Below are 19,111 nucleotides of genomic sequence, written 5' to 3'. Positions count from 1 at the left end.
GCTCCTACGGTAGGAGCGGCCCACGGCCGCGACGCGGGCCGGCTTGGGTCTGGCCGGATGAATGATCAAGGCCGCGGGCGCCGATCCGCGTCGCGCGTGGGGCGTGCCGGCCGATCCTGCCAATCGCTGTACGAGGATGATCCCATGGGTGAATCAGCAGTTCGATCCGCACCGGGGCCTTTCCAGGCCAATCAGTTGAAGGACGGGGACCGCTACGAACTGTCCAGCGGACACCCGATTTATTGCGCTCCGGCGGGGCCTGAGCACGCGGGCCGCAGCCTGACCGGCGCCGCGGTGATCGCGAGCGACCCCGACGTCGAATGGGCCGGGGTTGACGCCGGGTTCGCGCCCGAACCGGGAACCCTGCGGGCACCCGATGTCGCCGTCGCGGCCCCGCCCGACGGTCGCGGGTGGATCCCAGGTGTGCCGCTCCTGGCGGTCGAGTACGCTGGGGTCGGGCAAGATGAATCCGACCTTCAGACCAAGATTGCCGAACTGCTGGGGGGCGGGAGCCGCTATATTTGGGTCGTGCGGCTGCTGGGGCCGCGCCGGGTGGAGGTCTATCGTTCCGGCGAACCGATGCGGGTCGCGACGATCGGCGAGTCGCTCACCGCCCCCGGCGTGCTGCGTAACCCGATCCCGGTGGAGGCGTTGTTTGAGCGCGCGGCGGCCGATCGAGCGGCGCTGCGCAACCTGTTGCAGCGGGCCGGCTATGCGGATCTGGACGCGGTACGGGAGGAAGGACGGGAGGAAGGACGGGAGGAAGGACGAGAGGAAGGACGAGAGGAAGGGCGGGAGGAAGGGCGCGGCGAGGGCATCGCCGATGCGATCCTGACACTGCTCGCGGAGCGCGGCCTGACGGTGGCACCGGACCTCGCGGCACGGATCCACGCCTGCCGCGACCACGATCAGCTCAAGCGCTGGCTGCGCGCGGCAACGCGGGTAACCGATCCCGCCGCGCTCTTCGCTATGGGCGATTTCCATCAGGTCCGGTAATCGCTTAAGGATCACCGCGCGACCGCGAATCGGACCGCTGCCAGATTGCGTGGCGGACAGCAGTTCCAAATTTGGGCGGCATCGCGCGACCCCTGGTGGATGCGGCACGCCCGACCGCTGTAACAAATCCCTGACGCCGAGCGGCGCGCCTTATCCACCCTACGACGGAGCTGGATTCGTAGGGTGGATAAGCGCAGCGCATCCACCATCGACCTCGCCGTCGGCACGCTGCCGACGGCGGAATTTTGCCCTGACGCCCCCGCCCGGTGTAACCTGTCGGGTGACAACAGCAACCAAGACCCGCGCATGCGATGACCATCAAGTCCGACCGTTGGATCCGCCGTATGGCCGCCGAAAACGGCATGATCGAGCCCTTTGAATCCGGACAGGTGCGCGAGGGTGAGGCCGGACGGGTGATCTCCTACGGCACCTCGAGTTACGGCTACGACATCCGCTGCGCCAACGAATTCAAGATCTTCACGAACATCAACTCCGCTATCGTCGACCCCAAGAACTTCGACTCCAACAGCTTTGTGGATCTGAAGTCCGATGTCTGCATCATCCCGCCGAACTCGTTCGCGCTGGCCCGCACGGTGGAGTATTTCCGGATACCACGGGATGTATTGGTGATTTGTCTCGGGAAATCCACCTATGCCCGGTGCGGTATCATCGTGAACGTGACCCCGCTGGAACCGGAATGGGAGGGTCATGTGACCCTGGAGTTTTCCAATACCACCACCCTGCCCGCCAAGATTTACGCCAACGAAGGGGTGGCCCAGATCCTGTTTTTCGGAGCCGACGAAATCTGTGAGACCTCGTACAAGGACCGCTGCGGCAAATATCAGGGACAACGTGGGGTGACCCTGCCCAAGTCGTGACGCGGCCGGCGGCTGGCTAAGGAACCGTTCATTAACAAGCGAAACAAGTCCATGAGGAAACGCCTTCGGCGTCTCTCGCTATCGTTGTTTCACTGATTTCTGACTCGTTACTGAGGCAATCGTTCAAGCCACGGAAGCCAACCCCATGAAGTTCGATCGCCCCACCATCCTGTTCCTCTTGCTGGCGGGTTTTTTCATCGCCAACGCCATCATCGCCGAGTTCATCGGCGTTAAGATCTTCGCGCTGGAAGAAACCCTGGGGCTCGCCCCCTTCGACTGGAACCTGTTCGGCCAATCCGGGTCACTCAACTTCACCGCCGGCGTGCTGTTGTGGCCGGTGGTCTTCATGATGACCGACATCATCAACGAGTATTTCGGCAAGCGCGGGGTGCGCTTGCTGTCGTATCTCGTGGTCGGGTTGATCATCTATGCCTTTCTCTTCGCCTATCTGGCGATCGGCCTGACACCCGCGAGTTGGTGGGTCGGCATCCAGGCCGATCAGGGCGTACCGGATATGCAGGCGGCCTTTGCCGTGATCTTCGGCCAGGGACAATGGATCATCGTGGGGTCGGTCACCGCGTTTCTGATCGGCCAGATCATCGACGTGTCCGTCTTCCACCGGGTGCGGCGGGTCACCGGGGACCGGATGGTGTGGGCCAGGGCGACCGGATCGACCCTGATTTCCCAACTGGTGGACAGCTTTGTGGTGCTCTATATCGCCTTCGTGCTCGGCCCGCAGCAGTGGTCCACGGAGCTGTTCCTGGCGGTGGGGACGGTCAACTATGTCTATAAGTTCGTGGTTGCCATCGCACTCACGCCGTTGATCTACCTGGGGCGGGCGCTGATCGACGCCTATCTGGGTCCGGAGCAGTCACAGGCGCTCAAGGCGCGGGCGGCGGCGGGAGCCTAAAGCGATTCCCAGGAGTTAGCATCCCGACCGCGGGCCTCGCGCCGGGTGCGTAGTCAGGCCATCCTGGCCTGACACCATCAGGGCTGGAAGCCCTGACTACGCACACCGCCGCGCCATCACGGCGGCGAGCCGATCGAGTTGCTGGGACCACCAGTACGCGGCGGCCGGATCCTGGGTCGTGGGCACGGACCACAGCTTGACGGCAGGGTGGATCTCCAGCATGGAGAGCGCCGCGCTGGGGTCATCGCTGATCACAGCACCCGAGTCCAGGAACCACATATTGCCCCATTGGAAGGCATGATCCATGATGGTGTGACCGACCAGCACCAACTCGACCCCGGCAATCTGCCTGCCGGGCAGACCGCGCCATGCCTGGTTGGCGCTGCCGCGCGACCAGAGCGCGGTCTGGCGGACCACACCGCGCCCCTGCTCCAGCGCCTCCAGGAGTTGCGGCCAGTCACTCATCCGATCCACGTCCGCATGGATCAAACCGATCCGCCCCACCCCCGTCACCAGGTCCGCCGCCCAGGGCAAGGCCTCGACCCGACCGCGCACCGCGGGATCATTCCAGGGGTAATCCAGTGCCCAATCGCCGCCGTTGACGATCCATTGCAGCCAGGTCTCATCGTCAACGATGGCGTCGAGCATCAGTTGCTCATGGTTCCCGCGGATGGCGCGAAACCAGGGCTGCTGCAGGAGATCCAGACACTGCGATGAAAACGGACCACGATCGATCAGATCGCCCAATGACCAGACCAGATCCTGTTGCGGGTCGAACCCGGCGCTGTCCAGCAGCCGCTCCAGCGCATGCACCATGCCGTGCAGATCGCCGACCACGAAAACGCGGCCCGGGTGAGCGGACAAATCGACATGTTCGACGATCGACACGGATTTTGGGAAAAAGGCAATCGCCTAACAACTCGGTCAGTGAGGCACGGTGACCGCTCCCGCGGCACCCCTGGGCGCTGCGCGTCGGCTGGCTGGCCGGGCAGGACAGGCTCGGCTGATCCCGCCGTGGGAGCGCACGAACCACGCTTGAACGATTAATGTATGCCCCGAATACCCCGGATGCAAACGGGTCGGACAAGCAATTACCGGATTTAGGTTCAATCGTGACGAAGGATGTCCGCCCCCTGACCCCGACCGATGATCTCCCCGTAGAACGCCAACATCCGGTCCGCCATCACCGGCGCGGACCAGGCCTTGGCATAGCGGCTCGCCTCCCGCCTCAACGCATCCCGCAAGTCCGGGTCGACGAGCACCCGCACCACCTTGTCGGCGAACTCCCGCTCGTCCTCGCGGGCGATCAGACAGCCGCGGCCCTCCTCCAGCACCTCCGCGGTGCCCATGACCGCGGTGGACACCACCGGCACACCCAGGGCCAGCGCCTCCAGCAGCACCAAGCCCTGGGTCTCGGTGTTGGAGGCGAACACGAAGACGTCACCGGCGCGGTAACAGTCCTCCAGTGCCCCATCGCGATTCAGATAGCCGACGAAACAGGTGTGGTCGGCCAGCCCCAGTGCGCGCGCCTGGCGCTCCAGGGAGCGCCGCGCGGGACCCTCGCCGGCGATCACCAGCAGCACGTCCGGGATCTGTCGCTTCACCTCGACCAGCACCCGCAACAGAAAGTCGATATTCTTCTCATACGCGAGGCGCCCCACATGCACCATCACCGGACGGCCCGGCGCGATCCCCTGGCGCGCGCGAAAGGCGGCCCCATCGCCGCGGCTGAACTGATCGAGTTCGATCCCCGTCGGGATCACGGCGGCCGGGGTCTTGACGCCATAGCGCTTGAGGACCGCGAGCATGGCGTGCGAGGGCACCGCCAGGGCATCGACGTCGTTGCACTGGGCGGCGGAGAAATACCGGGCGGCCAGCCGCAACCAGGCCGACGGGATCAGCGGGACATACTTGTCCAGGTACTGCTCGAAGAAGGTATGGTAACTTTCCACCGTCGGGACACCGAGTCGGCGCGCCAATGCGACCCCGCTGTAGTGAGCGATGAACGGGGTATGAATGTGCACCAGATCGAAACCCCGACGCGCCAGGCCCTCGCCCTCCCGCCGCAGCGCACGCACACGCAACACGCGATCTTCCGGGTCCAGCGGCAGATACCGGGAGGGAATGCGGATGACCTCGAAGGGCTCGGGCGCCTGCTGGCCGTAGTCCGGGGCGATCAAGGTCACCTGATGGCCCTTGCCCACGAACGCGCGGGCGAAGGTCTGGATCGAGGTCGAGACCCCATTGACCCGCGGAAAGTAGACATCGGAGATCATGAGTACGCGCATGGAAGCTTGAGTGCTCCTGGTCATCGGCAAATCTTGAAATGGTACGGCTCACAGCCGCCCGCCTTGTTAAGGAATCATGACATGACCAGAATCACCAGGGTTAGCAGACCCGCCGTCGCCGCCCTGCTCGCCACCATCATCGCCACGCCCTGGGTCGGCCGGCCCGCGCACGCGGCGCCGGCCCCGACCTTATGGGGCTATGGGGTCAAATCGTGCGGCGACTTCCTGGCGGCGGCACCAGGCGTTGACACGCCGGCGGCGCTCGGCAGCGAGGACGCCCTGCGCTATCGGGAATGGCTGGCCGGATTCGTCACCGGAATCAACCTGGCGACCGCCTCCGACGTGCTGCGCGGGGCCGAACTGGAGGCCGCCCTGGGGCGCATCCGCACCCACTGCAAGGCGCATCCGAATGATGATTTTTTCAATGCTAGCATGACCTTGATTCGCACGCTCGGCCGCGACAAAGGCCCCACCGGCAAGGGGAGCAAGAGCGCGGCCGACTGACCAAAGGCCGCGACGACCGAAGGCCGAACGATCCATCGGGAGCAACACCAAAGTGGCCAACTGCTGCGAAAACAAAGGCTGCTCTACCGCCATCGCGCGGACAACCTCAACATGAGTTCAACCTGGCTGTGCTCGCGCAACGATCTGATTGCCAATGTCGCGGTCCTGGCGGCGGCCGTGGCCGGCGTCCTGCTGCTCTCCCGCTGGCCTGACATCCTCGTCGGCGTTCTCATCGCCAGCTTATTTCTCGGTTCTGCCCTCGGCGTTTTAAAACAATCCGTACGGGCATTGCGCGTACCACCCATGCCGCCGACGCGCAGCACCATGCGGGTGGCCGTCGGACTGATACAACCTGAAAAGAGCAATTCGCGACCAGCATGATATGCTCAGCATGCGACCGTGAACGCCCCACGGCGACCCCGTGGGAGCGGCCTCCGGCCGCGATGGGGTCGCGCGGGATCTCGACCATCGGGTAACAACTATGACTGCCACGAGCTACGAAACAGACGTCGTTGCCTGGTCGAGCGAGCAGGCGCGGCTGATCCGTGCCGGACAGTTCGATCAGCTCGACCTCGAACATATTGCCGAGGAAATCGAAGACGTGGGCAAGAGCGAACAACGGGAACTCGCCAGCCGCATGGCCGTGTTGATCGCTCACCTGCTCAAATGGCAATATCAACCGGAACGCCAAAGCGCCAGTTGGAAGCGCACCATCAAGGAGCAGCGCCGGGCGCTCGCCTTCCATCTCAAACAAGTCCCCAGCCTGAAATCCAGACTCGCCGATCCGGAATGGCAAGGAGCGATCTGGGCGGATGCCGTCACGCTTGCTATCAATGAGACCGGAATGGGTGGATTCCCTGACGAGTGTCCCTGGGCTCTTGCGGATATTCTCGCGCAGGACTGGCTGCCGAGCGCCGTTTGAAGTAAACCATGATCGCCGTTCCGGCCGCAGAAGGCCGGAGGCCGATGCTCTACCGTGAACGTCGCGCAGCGACCCCGTGGGAGCGGCCTCCGGCCGCGATGGGGCCGGGCGCGTCATCGCAGCGTTCGCGGTCACCGTGGCACCGCATCGCGGCGGGACGCCGCTCCCACGGGGGACTTTCCTCTTCCGGGGTGGCTTGATGCTCCTTCCATGGCCGTTAGCCGGCCGTCATCGCTTCCACGCGGCTTGGTCCGGTAAAGCCTCGGCCTCCGGTTGAGGAGATGATGAAGCCCCCTCAAGAGACCTCACCCAGCCGCTCCAGCATGGCATTGAGCCGATCAAGTTCATCGCGCGCGCGGACCGACTCCGAGACGTCGTATTGGATGCCCAGGAAATAGATCAGGCGGCCCGCTTTGTCGAACAGCGGCCGCAGGGTGAAGCGGTTATAAAACATGGTGCCATCCTTGCGGTAGTTGCGCAGGGTGACGGTCACCCGCTTGCGCTCGCGAATGGCCTCACTGATCCGCCGCACCTGCGGCTGACTCCGATCGTCGCCCTGGAGAAAGCGGCAGTTGCGCCCCAGCATCTCCGCGCGATCATAGCCGGTGATCAGCTCGAAGGCGGCGTTGGCATAGACCAGCGGATTGTCGGGTTGGTTCGGGTCGGACAGCGTGATGCCATTGACACAGGTATCCAGTATCTGCCCGAGCACATGAGGGATCAGCCCCGCGTCTTTGTCGATGATGAATTCCATGGTGTGCCTATGATTGACGACCCAGCTTGAGATGAGCAGCCCGACGACGGATGCGGTCAAAAATAATGTGGTCGCAGACCCGCGTAGGATGGGCATCGCTCCCGCTCTGCCCATCCTACCGAAAGGCCCGGCCCCGGCAAACCCTATCGCTGCTGATCGTACCCCCAGGACCGGCGGCGACCACACCGTCAACCAAAAACTCCCGCGCAGGTTGACAACGACCCCCGGTCAGCTAGGATCCCCGGCTTTCGCCCTGCGCCTGCCCGCGCGTCGGCGGTGTCTCGGGCCTTCGGCAACCGTCACGACCGCGAACCCCGCGCCGACCCCGGCCCTGACACCCGGCCAACCAGAGACCCATATTCAGATGCCCGCTCGCGATGACCATCCCCAACTCCGTCATGACTGGACCCTCGACGAAGTCCAGGCGCTGCTCGACCTCCCCTTCAACGACCTGCTGCTCCAGGCGCAACACGTCCATCGCGCCTGTTTCGCGCCCAACCAGGTCCAGGTCAGCACCCTCCTGAGCATCAAGACCGGCGCCTGTCCCGAGGATTGCGGTTACTGCTCCCAGAGCGCGCACCATGAAACCGGCCTGCCGCGCGAACCCCTGCTGCCATTGGACGCGGTGCTGACCGCGGCTCGGGACGCCAAAACCCAGGGCGCCACCCGCTTCTGCATGGGCGCGGCCTGGCGCAACCCGAGCGACCGACACCTGGACCAGGTGGCCGCCATGGTGGCCGCCGTCCATGACCTGGGTCTGGAGACCTGCGTCACCCTCGGCATGCTGACCGCCGGTCAAGCCCTGCGGCTCAAAGCGGCGGGACTGGATTACTACAACCACAATCTGGACACCTCCCCCGAGTTCTATGGTCAGGTCATCAGCACCCGCACCTACCAGGACCGGCTGGAAACCCTGGAGCACGTGCGCGCCGCGGGCCTGAAGACCTGCAGCGGCGGCATCCTCGGGATGGGCGAATCGCGGCGCGACCGCGCGTCACTGCTGCGCCAACTCGCCAACCTGCCGGCGCACCCCGAGTCCGTCCCGATCAATCTGCTGGTTCAGGTCGAGGGCACCCCGCTCTTCGGCACGGCCCCGCTGGACCCGCTGGAGTTCGTCCGCACCGTGGCCGCCGCCCGGTGTCTGATGCCGGGTTCCTATGTGCGGCTATCCGCCGGACGCTCGACCATGAGCGATGAACTCCAGGCCCTGTGCTATTTCGCCGGCGCCAACTCGGTCTTCTACGGCGAGCGCCTGCTCACCACGCCAAACGCGGCGTCCGACCGCGATCACGCGCTCTTCGAGCGCCTGGGCCTGCGCTTCGAAGCCTTGGAACCGGAACGCCAGGAGCCGGGCGGCTGTCATCGGCCACACGGCCACGCGTCGGCCTGACCAAGTGAGGTCCCACCGCCTTGGTGTCAACAATTGCCTGATTTAGATTCATTGGACCTCAGGGCCGACCTCGAACACCGGCGTACGGCCGGGCTCTATCGGCAGCGGCGCATCCAGGGCGGCCCCCAGCAACCCCAGGGGAGCACCGACGGCCGGCCCATGCTCGCCTTCTGCAGCAACGACTACCTGGGCCTGGCCAATCACCCGGAGGTCATCGCCGCCCTGCAGCGGGGCGCGGCGCGCTGGGGCGTCGGCAGCGGCGCCGCCCATCTGGTGAACGGCCATAGCGCCGCGCACCAGGCCCTGGAAGAGGCCCTGGCCGAATTCACCGGGTATCCGCGCGCGCTGCTGTTCTCCACCGGCTATATGGCCAATCTGGGGGTCATCAGCGCACTGGCCGGACGCGGCGACACGGTCTTCGAAGACCGCCGCAACCACGCCTCACTGCTCGACGGCGCCCTGCTCGCCCGCGCCACCCTGCGCCGTTACCCCCACGCCGATGCCGCGGCACTCACGCGGCTCGCGCAGACCGCGCGGATGCGGCTGATCGCCACCGACGGGGTCTTCAGCATGGACGGCGACCTGGCGCCCCTGCCCGATCTGGCCGCCATCGCCGCACGGACCGGCGCCTGGCTCCTGGTCGACGACGCCCACGGGCTTGGTGTGCTGGGCCGCGAGGGACGAGGCAGCCTGGACCATTGCGGGCTCGGCGCCGGGCAGGTGCCGATCCTGATGGGCACCCTGGGCAAGGCCCTGGGCACCTTCGGGGCCTTTGTCGCCGGGTCGCACGACCTGATCGAAACCCTGATTCAGCGTGCCCGCCCCTATATCTACACCACCGCCACCCCGCCGGCCCTGGCCGAGGCGACCCTGGTCAGCCTGGCCCTGGCGCGCCGGGACGACTGGCGGCGTGAACGGCTGCGCACGCTGATCGCGCGCTTCCGGCAGGGCGCGGTCCAACTCGGCCTGCCGCTGGCGGACTCGGCGACGCCGATCCAGCCGATCCTGGCCGGCAGCAGCGCCCGCGCCCTGCACTGGAGTCGGGCCCTGGAAACGGCCGGCATCCTGGTGACCGCGATCCGCCCGCCCACGGTCCCCGAAGGCACGGCGCGGCTGCGCGTCACCCTCAGTGCCGCCCATACCGATGCGGACCTGGACCGGCTGCTCACGGCACTGGCCGTGTTGCCCGGTCTGGATTCAGCCACCACCGAGCATAAGAACGAGCCGCCTATGAACGCCACGCGACGCCCATCGAACGACCCCGCGGAGTCCGCATGAACACCTTGGCCGACGTCATCGGCGCCCTCGATACCCCGGACAACAGCGCGGACAACGAACTGGTCCTGCTCCACGGCTGGGGCATGAACGCCGCGGTTTGGGACGCCTTGCCCGCGGGCCTCACCGCCCATCGGGTGCAGCACCGCATCGAGCTCCCCGGCCACGGCGAAAGCCCCTTTGAGCCCGCCTGGGCGGCGGGCTACGGATGCCTGTGGCGCTGGGCCGACGCCTGCCTGGCCGCCGCGCCGCCGCGGGCCGTCTGGCTCGGCTGGTCACTTGGGGGCCTGGTGGCCCTGGCCGCCGCCTTGCGGGCACCCAAACGGGTGCGCGCGCTCATCCTCATGACCACCTCCCCACGCTTCATCCGCGCCGCGGACTGGACCCCGGCCATGCCCGAGTCCACCCTCGCCCAGTTCCATGACGGCCTGCTCGCGGACCCCGCCGGAACCCTGAGCCGCTTCCTGGTCACCCAGGTCCGCGGGAGCGACCATGCGCGCGAGGTGCTGCGCACCCTGCGCCATGAACTGACCCGGCGCCCGGCGCCCCACCCGGACGCCCTGGCGCTCGGACTCGACCTGCTGCGCGACGAAGACCTGCGCGGCCCCCTGCCGGACCTGCGCTGTCCGTCCCTGTGGATCTTCGGTGACCGCGACACCCTGGTCCCGTCGGGCGTCGCCGCGCGGGTGGAATTGCTGAACGACAAGGCGCGGACCCAGGTCATCCAGGGCGCGGCCCATGCCCCTTTCCTCTCCCATCCGCGCGAAACCGCGGACGCCATCGAGTCATTCCTGGCCGGACTCGACGTCTGAGGAACCGTTCACTCGTGAGTGAAACAAATCCATCATGACCCCGCCACCCATCGACAAACATCGCGCCCGCCGCGCATTCGAGCGCGCCGCACCCGGCTATGACGCCGCGGCCGTGCTGCAACGGGAGATCGCCGACCGCCTCCTGGAACGGCTCGACTATGTGCGCCTGGAGCCCCGGCGGGTGCTGGATCTGGGCGCCGGCACCGGCTACGCGCTCGACGCGCTGCGCCGCCGCTACCGCCGGGCACGGCTGATCGCGCTCGACTTCGCACAACCCATGCTGCTGCATGCCCGCCGCCGCGGCAGTTGGCTGCGCCGCCCGCTGTGTGTGTGCGGCGACGCCGAACGCCTGCCGCTCGCCGACGGGGCCTTCGATCTGATTGTGTCCAACACCACCTTCCAATGGTGCAACGACCTCGACGCCGCCTTCACCGAGTGCCTGCGCGTGCTGGCGCCCGGCGGCCTGCTGATGTTCACCACCTTCGGTCCGGATACGCTCAAGGAATTGCGCGCCGACTGGTCCAGCGTCGACGGCTATTCGCACGTCAGCCCCTTCGCGGACATGCACGATGTGGGCGATGCGCTGGTGCGGGCGCGCTTCGCCGACCCGGTGATGGACACCGAGCGGCTGACGGTCACCTACACCCGGCTACGCGATCTGATGCGAGACCTGAAAGGCATCGGCGCCCACAACGCCACCGCCGAACGCCCCCGCGGGCTGACCGGCCCCCGCCGTCTGGCGGCACTCGAATCCGCCTACGAACACCGCCGCCGCGAGGGCCGGCTGCCCGCCAGCTACGAAGTCGTCTACGGACACGCCTGGGCACCCCAGCAGAAACCCATGGCCGGGGGCATTGCCGTCCCCGTCAGCGCCATTGGTCGGGTTGGCGGCCGGGTTGGCAGCCGGCAGGGCGCCTGATGCGCGGCGTCTTCGTCACCGGCACCGACACCCACTGCGGCAAGACCGAGATCAGCCTGGCCCTCATGGCCGCCCGGCAGGCACGCGGTGTGCGGGTGCTCGGCATGAAACCCGTCGCCTCCGGCTGTGACCCGAGCCCCCAGGGACCACGCAATGCCGACGCCCTGCGCCTCCAGACGCAAGGCAGCATTGCCGCACCCTATGACCTGATCAACCCCTACGCCTTCATCCCCCCCATCGCCCCCCACATCGCCGCGCGCCGGGCCGGAGTCGAGATCAGGCTCGACACCATCGCCGACGCCTACCGTGCCCTGAGCGCCGCGTGTGACCTGGTCATCGTCGAGGGCGTCGGCGGCTGGCGCGTCCCCCTGAGCCCCACACTCTCGGTCAGTGACCTCCCCAAGGCCCTGGCGCTGCCGGTCATCCTGGTCGTCGGACTCAAACTCGGCTGCCTCAACCACGCCCTGCTTACCGCCGAGAGCATCCGCGCCAAAGGCAGCCCATTGGCCGGCTGGGTCGGCAACCGCATCGACCCCGAACTGCAAGCCGGCGCCGAAAACCTGGCGACACTCGCCGCACGGCTCGACGCCCCCTGCCTCGGCGTCATCCCCTGGCGGGAGGCGCCCGTGCCGGACGCACTGGCCGGACTCCTTCATCCCGAATGGCTGGAACTCGTCACCCGTTTCACCTGAAATGGCTGGAAAAGCACCCCCCGTTATTCCGGGAAGACGCCGGAATGGCGTTGCGAGTTCGGTTGGATCGGTGCCCTGGTTCAGTGATTGACAGTGATGGGCTCCTCGGCCGCGCCGGCAGCTTCGATGCGCCCGATGATCCGGGCGGCCGGATAGCCGCGGGCGTGCAGTTCGGCGACGCAGGCGGTGGCCTGGTGCGCCGGGACTCCGGCCAGGAGTCCGCCGGCGGTCTGGGGGTCGAACAGCAGCGGGAACAGTGGATGCCGGGCGGTTTGCTCCAGATCCCGCACGGCGCGGCGCAGCCGCAGGTTCTGGGGCTGGAGTGACGAGAGGATGCCGGCGGCGACGGTCTGGGCGGCGCCGTCCAGCAGGGGGATGGCCGCGAGGTCCAGCACGGCATCCACGCCGGAGGCGCGGGTCATCTCCACCAGATGGCCCAGGAGCCCAAAGCCGGTTACGTCGGTACAGGCGGTGACGCCGTGGCGCCCCAGGCAGGCCGCGGCGGCTTGGCTGGAGAGGATCATGGACGCGAGCGCGGCGTCGATCCAGCGTCCCTTGGCCTGCCGACGCATGTCCGCAGCGAACAGGGTGCCGGTGCCGAGCGGTTTGGTGAGAATCAGACAGTCGCCGGGTTGGAGACCGCCCTTGCGCCAGATGGTGTCGGGATCGACCAGACCGTTGACCGTGAGTCCGAAGGCCAGTTCGGCGCCCTCGCTGGAGTGCCCGCCGGCCAGCACGGCGCCGGTCGGACCGACACTGGCCAGGGCGCCGCGCATGAGGTCGTGCAGGGTCTCTTCCACCACCCGCTCCAGGCCATAGGGAACGGTGGCAATGGCGAGCACCGACTGGGGCTCGGCGCCCATGGCGAACAGATCGCCCAGGGCGTGATTGGCGGCGATCTGCCCGAAGAGATAGGCGTCATCCAGAAAGGCGCGAAAATAGTCCACGCTCTGCACCAGCAGCTTGCCGGGCGGCACCAGCAGCACCGCCGCGTCGTCCGGCGCGTCCAGACCCACCAGCACATCGGCACGGGTCCCGGCCGTCAGCCGCTGCATCACCCTGGTCAGCACGCTGCTGCCGACCTTGGCGCCACAGCCGCCGCAGCGCATGGCGAGTGTGGACAGCTCGCGGATGGCCGCCTGGTCGGCGAGCCCGGCGGCCAGCGCCGGGGCGGTCTGGTCCGCCGGCATCCGCGGCAGGTCATTGAAGCGCGCCATGAAGCGGCGGTCGATCCAGTCCTTGGCCCGCCACAGCCAGGCTCCCTCCAGCGACCAGCCGCCGCGCGAGGCCACCGCATAGCGGTCGCCGGTGCTGATGAGGCCCAGGAAGCGCCGTTGCGGCCGGTAGCCGACCAGACGCCGGCCGGTCGCGGCGCGCCGCAGATTCTCCGCGAGCACCGGCCCCTGGTGCACCGCGAAGACGCCGGACTTGGGCCGCGGGTCGGACAACGCGGCCACATCCCCGGCGGCGAAGACACCGGGGTGGGAGACCGATTGCAGGTGCGTGTCGACCCGGATGAAGCCCTCATCCGTCACCGCGAGCCCCGCCGCGCCGGGCCAGGCCGGCGCCGCCGCGCTGGTGACCCACAGGGTCGCGTCGACCGCAACAGCCGCCTGACCCTCCGCCAGCAGCGCCGTCGCGGTCACCTCCCGCACCCGATGCCCGGTGAGCACGGCGATGCCCCGCGCCGTGAGCACACGCTGAAAGCGGGCCTGCACGCCGGGGTTGTGCGTCGGCAGGATGACCGGCCCGGCGGTGAGCAGGCTGAAGCTCAGGCGGGCCGGATCATCCCCGCGCTCGCGCAGACATTGGCGCAGACGGTGCCGGGTGGCGAGCACCACTTCCACTCCGCCGGCCCCGCCCCCGACGACCCCGATGCGAAAGGGGCCGCGACTGGTCAGCACGCGCGCGATCAGCGCCTCCCAGCGCACCAGAAAGGCGTCGATGGGCTTGACCGGGATGGCGAATTCCGCGGCCCCCGGCACATCCAGGGTCCGCGGTCGGGAACCGATGTTGATAGACAGCAGATCGAAGGTCACCGGCGGGCGGCCCGCGACCTCGAGTCTTCGGTTCGCTGCATCCAGGCCCTCGACTTCGGCATGATAGAGGCGCGCCCCGGCGAACCGGGCCAGCGGCCCCAGATCGATATGGCAGGCATCGTAGTCGTAATGACCGGCCAGGTAGCCGGGCAACATGCCTGAGTAGGGGGTATGCACATCACGGGTGATCAGGGTGAGACGCAGCCCCGGCACCGGCTTCATGCCGAAACGGCGCAGCACGGCCACATGGGCATGACCGCCCCCGACGAGTACCAGATCCTTGATGACGGGCGTAGTGGATGACTGCATAGGAACCGGCTGTCAGGACTGAATGAATCGTGATAAGAAAAAACCGCCGCACCCCGCCTCAGGAACCGCTCCGTTCTCAGGGAACGCCGTTGGTGTCGCGGTTGGTCTTGATCATCGTTCCGGCCGCAAAAAACCGGAGGTCGAGGCTTAACCGTGAAAGTCGCGCAGCGACCCTGTGGGAGCGGCGTCCCGCCGCGATGGGGTCGGGCGTGTCCCCGCAGCGTTCGAGATCACCGCGGCACCGCATCGCGGCGGGACGCCGCTCCCACGGGGGCCATTCATCGTCCGGGGTGGCCGATGCGCCCTCCATAACCGTTAGCCCGTCGAAATCGCGTTCGCGCGGCCCTGGTCCGTAAAGCCTCGACCTCCAGTGCGCCGCCGGAACGTCCTTGATCGTAATCCCGGCCAGTGGCGTGCGTAGTCAGGGCTTCCAGCCCTGACGGTGTCAGGCCAGGATGGCCTGACTACGCACCCGGCGAGCCCAAGTGGCCGGAATCTTGATCAAGGCCATGTCGCGAATCGATCGCTTCTCCGATTACGACAACGACAACATTTCCGACGCTTGATCAGTCCGCGGACGCATCGGGAACCCGCAATAGATGGACGCTGAACAGGTTGCCTGTGTCGGTCCACGCCGCCTCGGGGGTGAAGCCCGAACACGAGGCAATGGACTGGAACTCGGCGATGGAATATTTGTAGGAATTCTCGGTGTGGATGGTTTCCCCCATCGCGAAATCGAAGCAGATACCGCCGCAGTGGACCCGCTGATCGGCGGTGCTCAGCAGATGCATCTCGATCCGACCCAACTGGGCATTGTAAAAGGCGCGATGGCGCCAGGCACCTAGGTCGAAGTCCGCTCCAAGCTCCGCATTGATGCGCGCCAGCAGGTTCAGGTTGAAGGCGGCGGTGACCCCGGCGGCGTCGTCATAGGCCGCGTTCAGCACCGCCGGATCCTTCTTGAGATCGACCCCGATCAGCAGGAAGCCGCCGGGGCCGACCAGGGCAGCCACCACCGCCAGGAAGTCGACCGCCCCGTCCGGGTCGAAGTTGCCGATGCTGGAGCCGGGAAAGAAGGCCACCCGCGGCCCCTCGGGCGCGCTGTCGGGCACTTCCATCCGGCGGGTGAAATCGGTGCAGGCGGCATGGACTTCCAGCCAGGGAAACTCGGCCGCGACCTGCTCCGCGGCCACCCGCAAGTGATCGCGGGAAATGTCCATGGGCACATAGGCGCAGGGTTTCAGCCCCTCCAGCAGCAACCGGACTTTCATGCAACTGCCGCTGCCCGGCTCCACCAGCACGCTGCCGGCACCCACGCAGGCGGCGATCTCGGCGGCCCGGGTCTGGAGGATGGCGATCTCGGTGCGGGTCGGGTAATACTCCGGCGTCCGGGTGATGGCGTCGAAGAGCTGGGATCCGCGAGCGTCGTAGAAGAACTTGGGCGGAATCGCGCGGGGCCGGCGCTGGAGACCAGCCAGAACCTCGGCCGCCAGATCGGCCGGGGTCGGGTGCAGGTCAGTCAGTTGCAGCGCGGGTCGGCTGCCGTTTGATTGCAGGCTCATGGGGCGCAGGTCCGGAAGCCCGCGAAGACATCGTTGCGCTCGGGGCCGTAGTAATTGCGCCAGGTGTTGCGGATGAGACGGCCGCGGGTTGCCCACCCGCCGCCGCGCAGGATCCGCGTGTTGCCGAACAGCGGCTGTGAGTAGTCCTGATACATATCCGGACGGAAGCCGGGATAGGGGCCGAACAGGGTGTCGGTCCACTCCCAGCAGTTGCCGATCAGTTGGCGGCAACCGAAGGCGCTGTCGCCGGCCGGCAGGGCCGCCACGTCACCTGTGCCCAAGGCCGCGCCGTCGAGATTGGCGCGGGTCGGATCGGGAGCGGCATCGCCCCAGGGGTAGCGGCGTTTGGACCTGGCCAGGCCCCGACCGCCCTGCGCCGGCGCACCGGCCGCGGCTACTTCCCATTCCAGTTCAGTGGGCAGACGGCGCCCCGCCCAGCGGCAGTAGGCGCGGGCCTCGTACCAGCTCACATGAATGACCGCGGCAAACGAGGGCAGCGCCTCCCACTGAGCGAAGCGCCGCTGCTCCCAGCCACTCCCCGCCCGGCGCCAATAGACCGGCTGATCCAGGGCGGCGGCGGTCCGCCACTGCCAGCCCTCCGGGTCCCATAACGCGGGCCGCCGGTATCCGCCGTCGTCCACAAAGGCGGCATACTCGGTGTTGCTGACCGCGGTACGGGCGATCCGGAAGGGACTCACCTCGACCGGATGCGCCCATTGTTCGTTATCGAAACAGAAGCCGTCCGCGGGCGCGGCACCCAGCAGGAACGTGCCGCCCGGAATCGCCGCATCGCCCGACGGCCGGTCGGCTGGTGCGACCCCAGGCACCGCGGTCCCGATGGCGGGCGCCGGATAACCCAGGGTCTGGCGGGTATAGGTGAAGGCCTCGGTATGCATGTCCTCGTGATAGAGAGCGTATTGCGCGAGATAGTCCCGCCGCGGGTCATCCGTGCCATCGGCGAGCCGCGCGCACACCCGCTCCTGCACCCTGCGCATATAGGCCAGGGTGTCCGCCAGCGACGGCAGGGGCAGGTCCCAGCGGGTGTCGTGGGCAATGGTCATGGAGTCGTAGAGCTGGTCCACGTCCGGCCGGACCGGCGCCTCGCCGCCGTGGTGGCGCAGGACCCATAATTCGTAAAAATAGGCCGCGTGGCCGATCTCCCAACGCAGCGGATTGACGATGGGCAGCCGCGGCCCCATGAGCTGGACCTCATCCAGACCCGCGATCAGGGCCAAGGTGCGGGCGCGGGCGTCTTGGATTTGGGCACTCAGGGTCGTCATGCTGGTCATGGTGGTCATGGTGGTCATGGCTTTCAAATGCGCGGTGCAGCGTCACATAGGGGTCTTCGACAGCCCCCGACGCAACGCCATCGGTCACAGGCTCGGCCGCTCACAGGCCGTGAAGAATACTCCATGCACATCCGCTTGATCACCCCGGCTCCACCGCGCTCCCGGTCCGGAAACCGGGCGACGGCCACCCGTTGGGCCGCGATCCTGCGCGCCCTGGGGCATCAGGTCCAGGTCTCTGTCGACTATGGGGGCGAATCCGCCGACCTGATGGTTGCACTGCACGCCTGGCGTAGTGCGGACGCCATCGCCCGGTTCGCCGCGGACTATCCGGACCGCCCGCTAGTGGTCGCACTGACCGGCACCGACGCCTACCGCTTCATCGACAGCCACCCGGAGCCCACGCTGCGCTCCATCGCACTCGCCCACCGCCTGGTGGGCCTGCACGACCTGATCGGCGACCGGGTGCCGCCGGAACACCGGTCGAAAATCCGGATCATTCACCAATCGGCCCGACCCACGGGTCCCCGGCGCCCCTCGAGGCGGCATTTCCTGGTCTGCGTCGCCGGGCACCTGCGCGAGGAGAAAGATCCCCTGCGTCCGGCTTTGGCCATGCGCGAGCTGCCGCCCGCGAGCCGGCTGCGGGTCGATCACTACGGGGCCGCGCACAGCCCGGACTGGGCGCTGGCGGCGACCCGGGAAATGGCCGCCAACCCCCGCTACCGCTGGTACGGCGAGGTTCCTCACCACCGGGTACGGCAGGCCTATACACGCGCCCATCTACTGGTGCTGCCGTCGCGGATGGAAGGCGGGGCCAACGTCATCTCCGAGGCCCTGGTGGCTGGTCTGCCGGTCATCGCCTCGCGGATCAGCGGCTCCATCGGCCTGCTGGGTTGTGACTACCCCGGCTACTACCCGGTCGAAGACACGCCAGGCTTGCGCGACCTGCTGCTGCGGGCGGAGACCGATCCCGCGTTTTACCAAAGCCTGGTGTCCGCTTGCGCAGGACGGCGGCACCTCTTTACCCTGGAGGGCGAAACGTCCGCCTGGGCGGCATTGCTGGGCGAACTGTGACGCGTTGATTGAGATCAAGGCTCGGCGCGGTCACGGCGGTCAGGATACGTCTCCCGTGGGAGCGGCCTCCGGCCGCGATGGGATCGCGCGAGATCTCGACCATGGTCCCCCACCCCGGCACCGCATCGCGGCCGGAGGCCGCTCCCACGAGGACCAGGTCTCGGTGGGACTGTCACGGTAGCGCCCGCGCACCTGAGATCCAGACAGGGCCTTGACGTAGGGGCGGGTTATCACGTCCGACGGCTATAACACGCTGATTGCGTATAAACTGCTGGAATACCCGAGCCAGCCGCGCGGAATCCATGTCAGAATCAGCGCGGAATCTGATCGATACCAGGGCTGATGGTGGATGCGCTGCGCTTATCCACCCTACAAAACCGACACTGTTGTAGGGTGGATAAGGCGCGCCGCACGGTGCTCGGGGACCCGCGCGTCGGTCGTGCGCGCCGCATCCACCCGGGGGGCGCGCGATGCCCTAAAATTTGGAACTGCCGGGCATCGCGG

General features: G+C 67.3%; 19 protein-coding genes. 13 read left to right on the top strand and 6 right to left on the bottom strand.

Translation table 11 applies throughout. The annotated features are described in order from the left end of the window. The first annotated feature begins 144 nt into the window (after positions 1 to 144). The 4 genes from QZY03_RS09855 (at position 145) to QZY03_RS09840 (ending at position 2,784) form a co-directional block, all read left to right on the top strand. Entirely contained in the window at positions 145 to 996 is an 852-nt protein-coding gene (locus QZY03_RS09855) for a Uma2 family endonuclease (RefSeq protein ID WP_295580495.1), read from the top strand. Positions 997 to 1,179: 183 nt separating this feature from the next. Continuing rightward, complete coding sequence (locus tag QZY03_RS09850) at positions 1,180 to 1,311, top strand: hypothetical protein (protein ID WP_295580493.1); 132 nt, start codon at positions 1,180 to 1,182, stop codon at positions 1,309 to 1,311. After that, positions 1,308 to 1,874, top strand: a complete 567-nt coding sequence (gene dcd, locus QZY03_RS09845; protein ID WP_295580491.1) for a dCTP deaminase — start codon at positions 1,308 to 1,310, stop codon at positions 1,872 to 1,874. Before QZY03_RS09850 ends, dcd begins: the two co-directional genes overlap by 4 nt. A gap of 145 nt (positions 1,875 to 2,019) precedes the next feature. Beyond that, positions 2,020 to 2,784 carry a queuosine precursor transporter gene (locus QZY03_RS09840; RefSeq protein WP_295580489.1) on the top strand — a complete coding sequence of 255 codons (765 nt, stop codon included), beginning with the start codon at positions 2,020 to 2,022 and terminating at the stop codon, positions 2,782 to 2,784. A gap of 96 nt (positions 2,785 to 2,880) precedes the next feature. Here the strand turns inward: QZY03_RS09840 and QZY03_RS09835 are convergent, their stop codons facing one another. Both QZY03_RS09835 and QZY03_RS09830 read right to left on the bottom strand, forming a co-directional pair. Next, a complete protein-coding gene (locus QZY03_RS09835) occupies positions 2,881 to 3,672 on the bottom strand; it encodes a metallophosphoesterase (RefSeq protein WP_295580487.1) in 792 nt (263 codons plus the stop codon). Positions 3,673 to 3,890: 218 nt separating this feature from the next. Further along, positions 3,891 to 5,072 carry a glycosyltransferase gene (locus QZY03_RS09830; protein WP_295580485.1) on the bottom strand — a complete coding sequence of 394 codons (1,182 nt, stop codon included), beginning with the start codon at positions 5,070 to 5,072 and terminating at the stop codon, positions 3,891 to 3,893. An 81-nt stretch (positions 5,073 to 5,153) separates the two neighbouring features. Here QZY03_RS09830 and QZY03_RS09825 point away from each other — a divergent pair, with 81 nt between their 5' ends. The 3 genes from QZY03_RS09825 to QZY03_RS09815 all read left to right on the top strand — a co-directional run bounded on the left by QZY03_RS09825 (position 5,154) and on the right by QZY03_RS09815 (position 6,498). Beyond that, positions 5,154 to 5,576, top strand: coding sequence for a hypothetical protein (locus tag QZY03_RS09825; RefSeq protein WP_295580484.1), 423 nt, complete (start codon positions 5,154 to 5,156; stop codon positions 5,574 to 5,576). A 30-nt stretch (positions 5,577 to 5,606) separates the two neighbouring features. Beyond that, the gene (locus QZY03_RS09820; RefSeq protein WP_363170034.1) at positions 5,607 to 5,957 is read left to right on the top strand and encodes a cation transporter; all 351 of its coding nucleotides are present in this window, start codon (positions 5,607 to 5,609) and stop codon (positions 5,955 to 5,957) included. Between the two features lie 100 nt (positions 5,958 to 6,057). Continuing rightward, positions 6,058 to 6,498: a DUF29 domain-containing protein gene (locus QZY03_RS09815; protein ID WP_295580481.1), complete on the top strand. Its 441-nt coding sequence runs from the start codon at positions 6,058 to 6,060 to the stop codon at positions 6,496 to 6,498. 295 nt (positions 6,499 to 6,793) lie between these two features. Here QZY03_RS09815 and QZY03_RS09810 read toward each other — a convergent pair whose 3' ends face one another. Continuing rightward, positions 6,794 to 7,252: a PAS domain-containing protein gene (locus tag QZY03_RS09810; protein ID WP_295580479.1), complete on the bottom strand. Its 459-nt coding sequence runs from the start codon at positions 7,250 to 7,252 to the stop codon at positions 6,794 to 6,796. A gap of 364 nt (positions 7,253 to 7,616) precedes the next feature. On the opposite strand from QZY03_RS09810, the gene bioB reads away from it, so the two are divergent. From bioB to bioD, 5 genes are read left to right on the top strand one after another with little or no spacing between them, the layout of a single operon-like run. Further along, a complete protein-coding gene (bioB, locus tag QZY03_RS09805) occupies positions 7,617 to 8,642 on the top strand; it encodes a biotin synthase BioB (RefSeq protein ID WP_295580477.1) in 1,026 nt (341 codons plus the stop codon). 33 nt (positions 8,643 to 8,675) lie between these two features. After that, on the top strand, positions 8,676 to 9,920 hold the full coding sequence (gene bioF / locus QZY03_RS09800) for an 8-amino-7-oxononanoate synthase (RefSeq protein ID WP_295580475.1): 1,245 nt from the start codon (positions 8,676 to 8,678) through the stop codon (positions 9,918 to 9,920). After that, a complete protein-coding gene (gene bioH, locus QZY03_RS09795; protein WP_295580473.1) occupies positions 9,917 to 10,729 on the top strand; it encodes a pimeloyl-ACP methyl ester esterase BioH in 813 nt (270 codons plus the stop codon). The genes bioF and bioH overlap by 4 nt, the downstream gene beginning before the upstream one ends. 34 nt (positions 10,730 to 10,763) lie before the next feature. Continuing rightward, positions 10,764 to 11,648 carry a malonyl-ACP O-methyltransferase BioC gene (gene bioC / locus QZY03_RS09790; RefSeq protein WP_295580471.1) on the top strand — a complete coding sequence of 295 codons (885 nt, stop codon included), beginning with the start codon at positions 10,764 to 10,766 and terminating at the stop codon, positions 11,646 to 11,648. Beyond that, the gene (bioD, locus tag QZY03_RS09785; RefSeq protein ID WP_295580469.1) at positions 11,648 to 12,340 is read left to right on the top strand and encodes a dethiobiotin synthase; all 693 of its coding nucleotides are present in this window, start codon (positions 11,648 to 11,650) and stop codon (positions 12,338 to 12,340) included. The genes bioC and bioD overlap by 1 nt, the downstream gene beginning before the upstream one ends. An 80-nt stretch (positions 12,341 to 12,420) precedes the next feature. Here bioD and selD read toward each other — a convergent pair whose 3' ends face one another. From selD to senA, 3 genes are all read right to left on the bottom strand, one after another. Continuing rightward, positions 12,421 to 14,688 (bottom strand): selenide, water dikinase SelD, encoded by a 2,268-nt coding sequence (gene selD, locus QZY03_RS09780; protein ID WP_295580467.1) that lies wholly within the window; start codon positions 14,686 to 14,688, stop codon positions 12,421 to 12,423. Positions 14,689 to 15,254: 566 nt separating this feature from the next. Beyond that, positions 15,255 to 16,247 carry an L-histidine N(alpha)-methyltransferase gene (gene egtD / locus QZY03_RS09775; protein ID WP_295580465.1) on the bottom strand — a complete coding sequence of 331 codons (993 nt, stop codon included), beginning with the start codon at positions 16,245 to 16,247 and terminating at the stop codon, positions 15,255 to 15,257. Continuing rightward, entirely contained in the window at positions 16,244 to 17,554 is a 1,311-nt protein-coding gene (senA, locus tag QZY03_RS09770) for a selenoneine synthase SenA (protein WP_295580463.1), read from the bottom strand. The genes egtD and senA overlap by 4 nt, the downstream gene beginning before the upstream one ends. Positions 17,555 to 17,659: 105 nt before the next feature. On the opposite strand from senA, the gene senB reads away from it, so the two are divergent. Then, positions 17,660 to 18,607, top strand: coding sequence for a selenoneine biosynthesis selenosugar synthase SenB (gene senB, locus QZY03_RS09765; RefSeq protein WP_295580461.1), 948 nt, complete (start codon positions 17,660 to 17,662; stop codon positions 18,605 to 18,607). Positions 18,608 to 19,111 lie beyond the last annotated feature (504 nt).

This window comes from uncultured Lamprocystis sp. (genome assembly GCF_903933125.1).
GTDB lineage: Bacteria > Pseudomonadota > Gammaproteobacteria > Chromatiales > Chromatiaceae > Thiodictyon.
Note: the sequence above shows the minus strand (reverse complement) of the source record. Positions and strands in the feature narration are given on the sequence as shown.

Coding starts and splice junctions, on each gene's coding strand:
- senB (WP_295580461.1), top strand. CDS start 17,660: ATGCACATCCGCTTGATCACCCCGGCTCCACCGCGCTCCCGGTCCGGA.
- dcd (WP_295580491.1), top strand. CDS start 1,308: ATGACCATCAAGTCCGACCGTTGGATCCGCCGTATGGCCGCCGAAAAC.
- QZY03_RS09830 (WP_295580485.1), bottom strand. CDS start 5,072: ATGCGCGTACTCATGATCTCCGATGTCTACTTTCCGCGGGTCAATGGG.
- egtD (WP_295580465.1), bottom strand. CDS start 16,247: ATGAGCCTGCAATCAAACGGCAGCCGACCCGCGCTGCAACTGACTGAC.
- QZY03_RS09840 (WP_295580489.1), top strand. CDS start 2,020: ATGAAGTTCGATCGCCCCACCATCCTGTTCCTCTTGCTGGCGGGTTTT.
- QZY03_RS09810 (WP_295580479.1), bottom strand. CDS start 7,252: ATGGAATTCATCATCGACAAAGACGCGGGGCTGATCCCTCATGTGCTC.
- bioH (WP_295580473.1), top strand. CDS start 9,917: ATGAACACCTTGGCCGACGTCATCGGCGCCCTCGATACCCCGGACAAC.
- QZY03_RS09815 (WP_295580481.1), top strand. CDS start 6,058: ATGACTGCCACGAGCTACGAAACAGACGTCGTTGCCTGGTCGAGCGAG.
- bioC (WP_295580471.1), top strand. CDS start 10,764: ATGACCCCGCCACCCATCGACAAACATCGCGCCCGCCGCGCATTCGAG.
- bioB (WP_295580477.1), top strand. CDS start 7,617: ATGCCCGCTCGCGATGACCATCCCCAACTCCGTCATGACTGGACCCTC.
- bioD (WP_295580469.1), top strand. CDS start 11,648: ATGCGCGGCGTCTTCGTCACCGGCACCGACACCCACTGCGGCAAGACC.
- QZY03_RS09855 (WP_295580495.1), top strand. CDS start 145: ATGGGTGAATCAGCAGTTCGATCCGCACCGGGGCCTTTCCAGGCCAAT.
- senA (WP_295580463.1), bottom strand. CDS start 17,554: ATGACCACCATGACCACCATGACCAGCATGACGACCCTGAGTGCCCAA.
- selD (WP_295580467.1), bottom strand. CDS start 14,688: ATGCAGTCATCCACTACGCCCGTCATCAAGGATCTGGTACTCGTCGGG.
- QZY03_RS09825 (WP_295580484.1), top strand. CDS start 5,154: ATGACCAGAATCACCAGGGTTAGCAGACCCGCCGTCGCCGCCCTGCTC.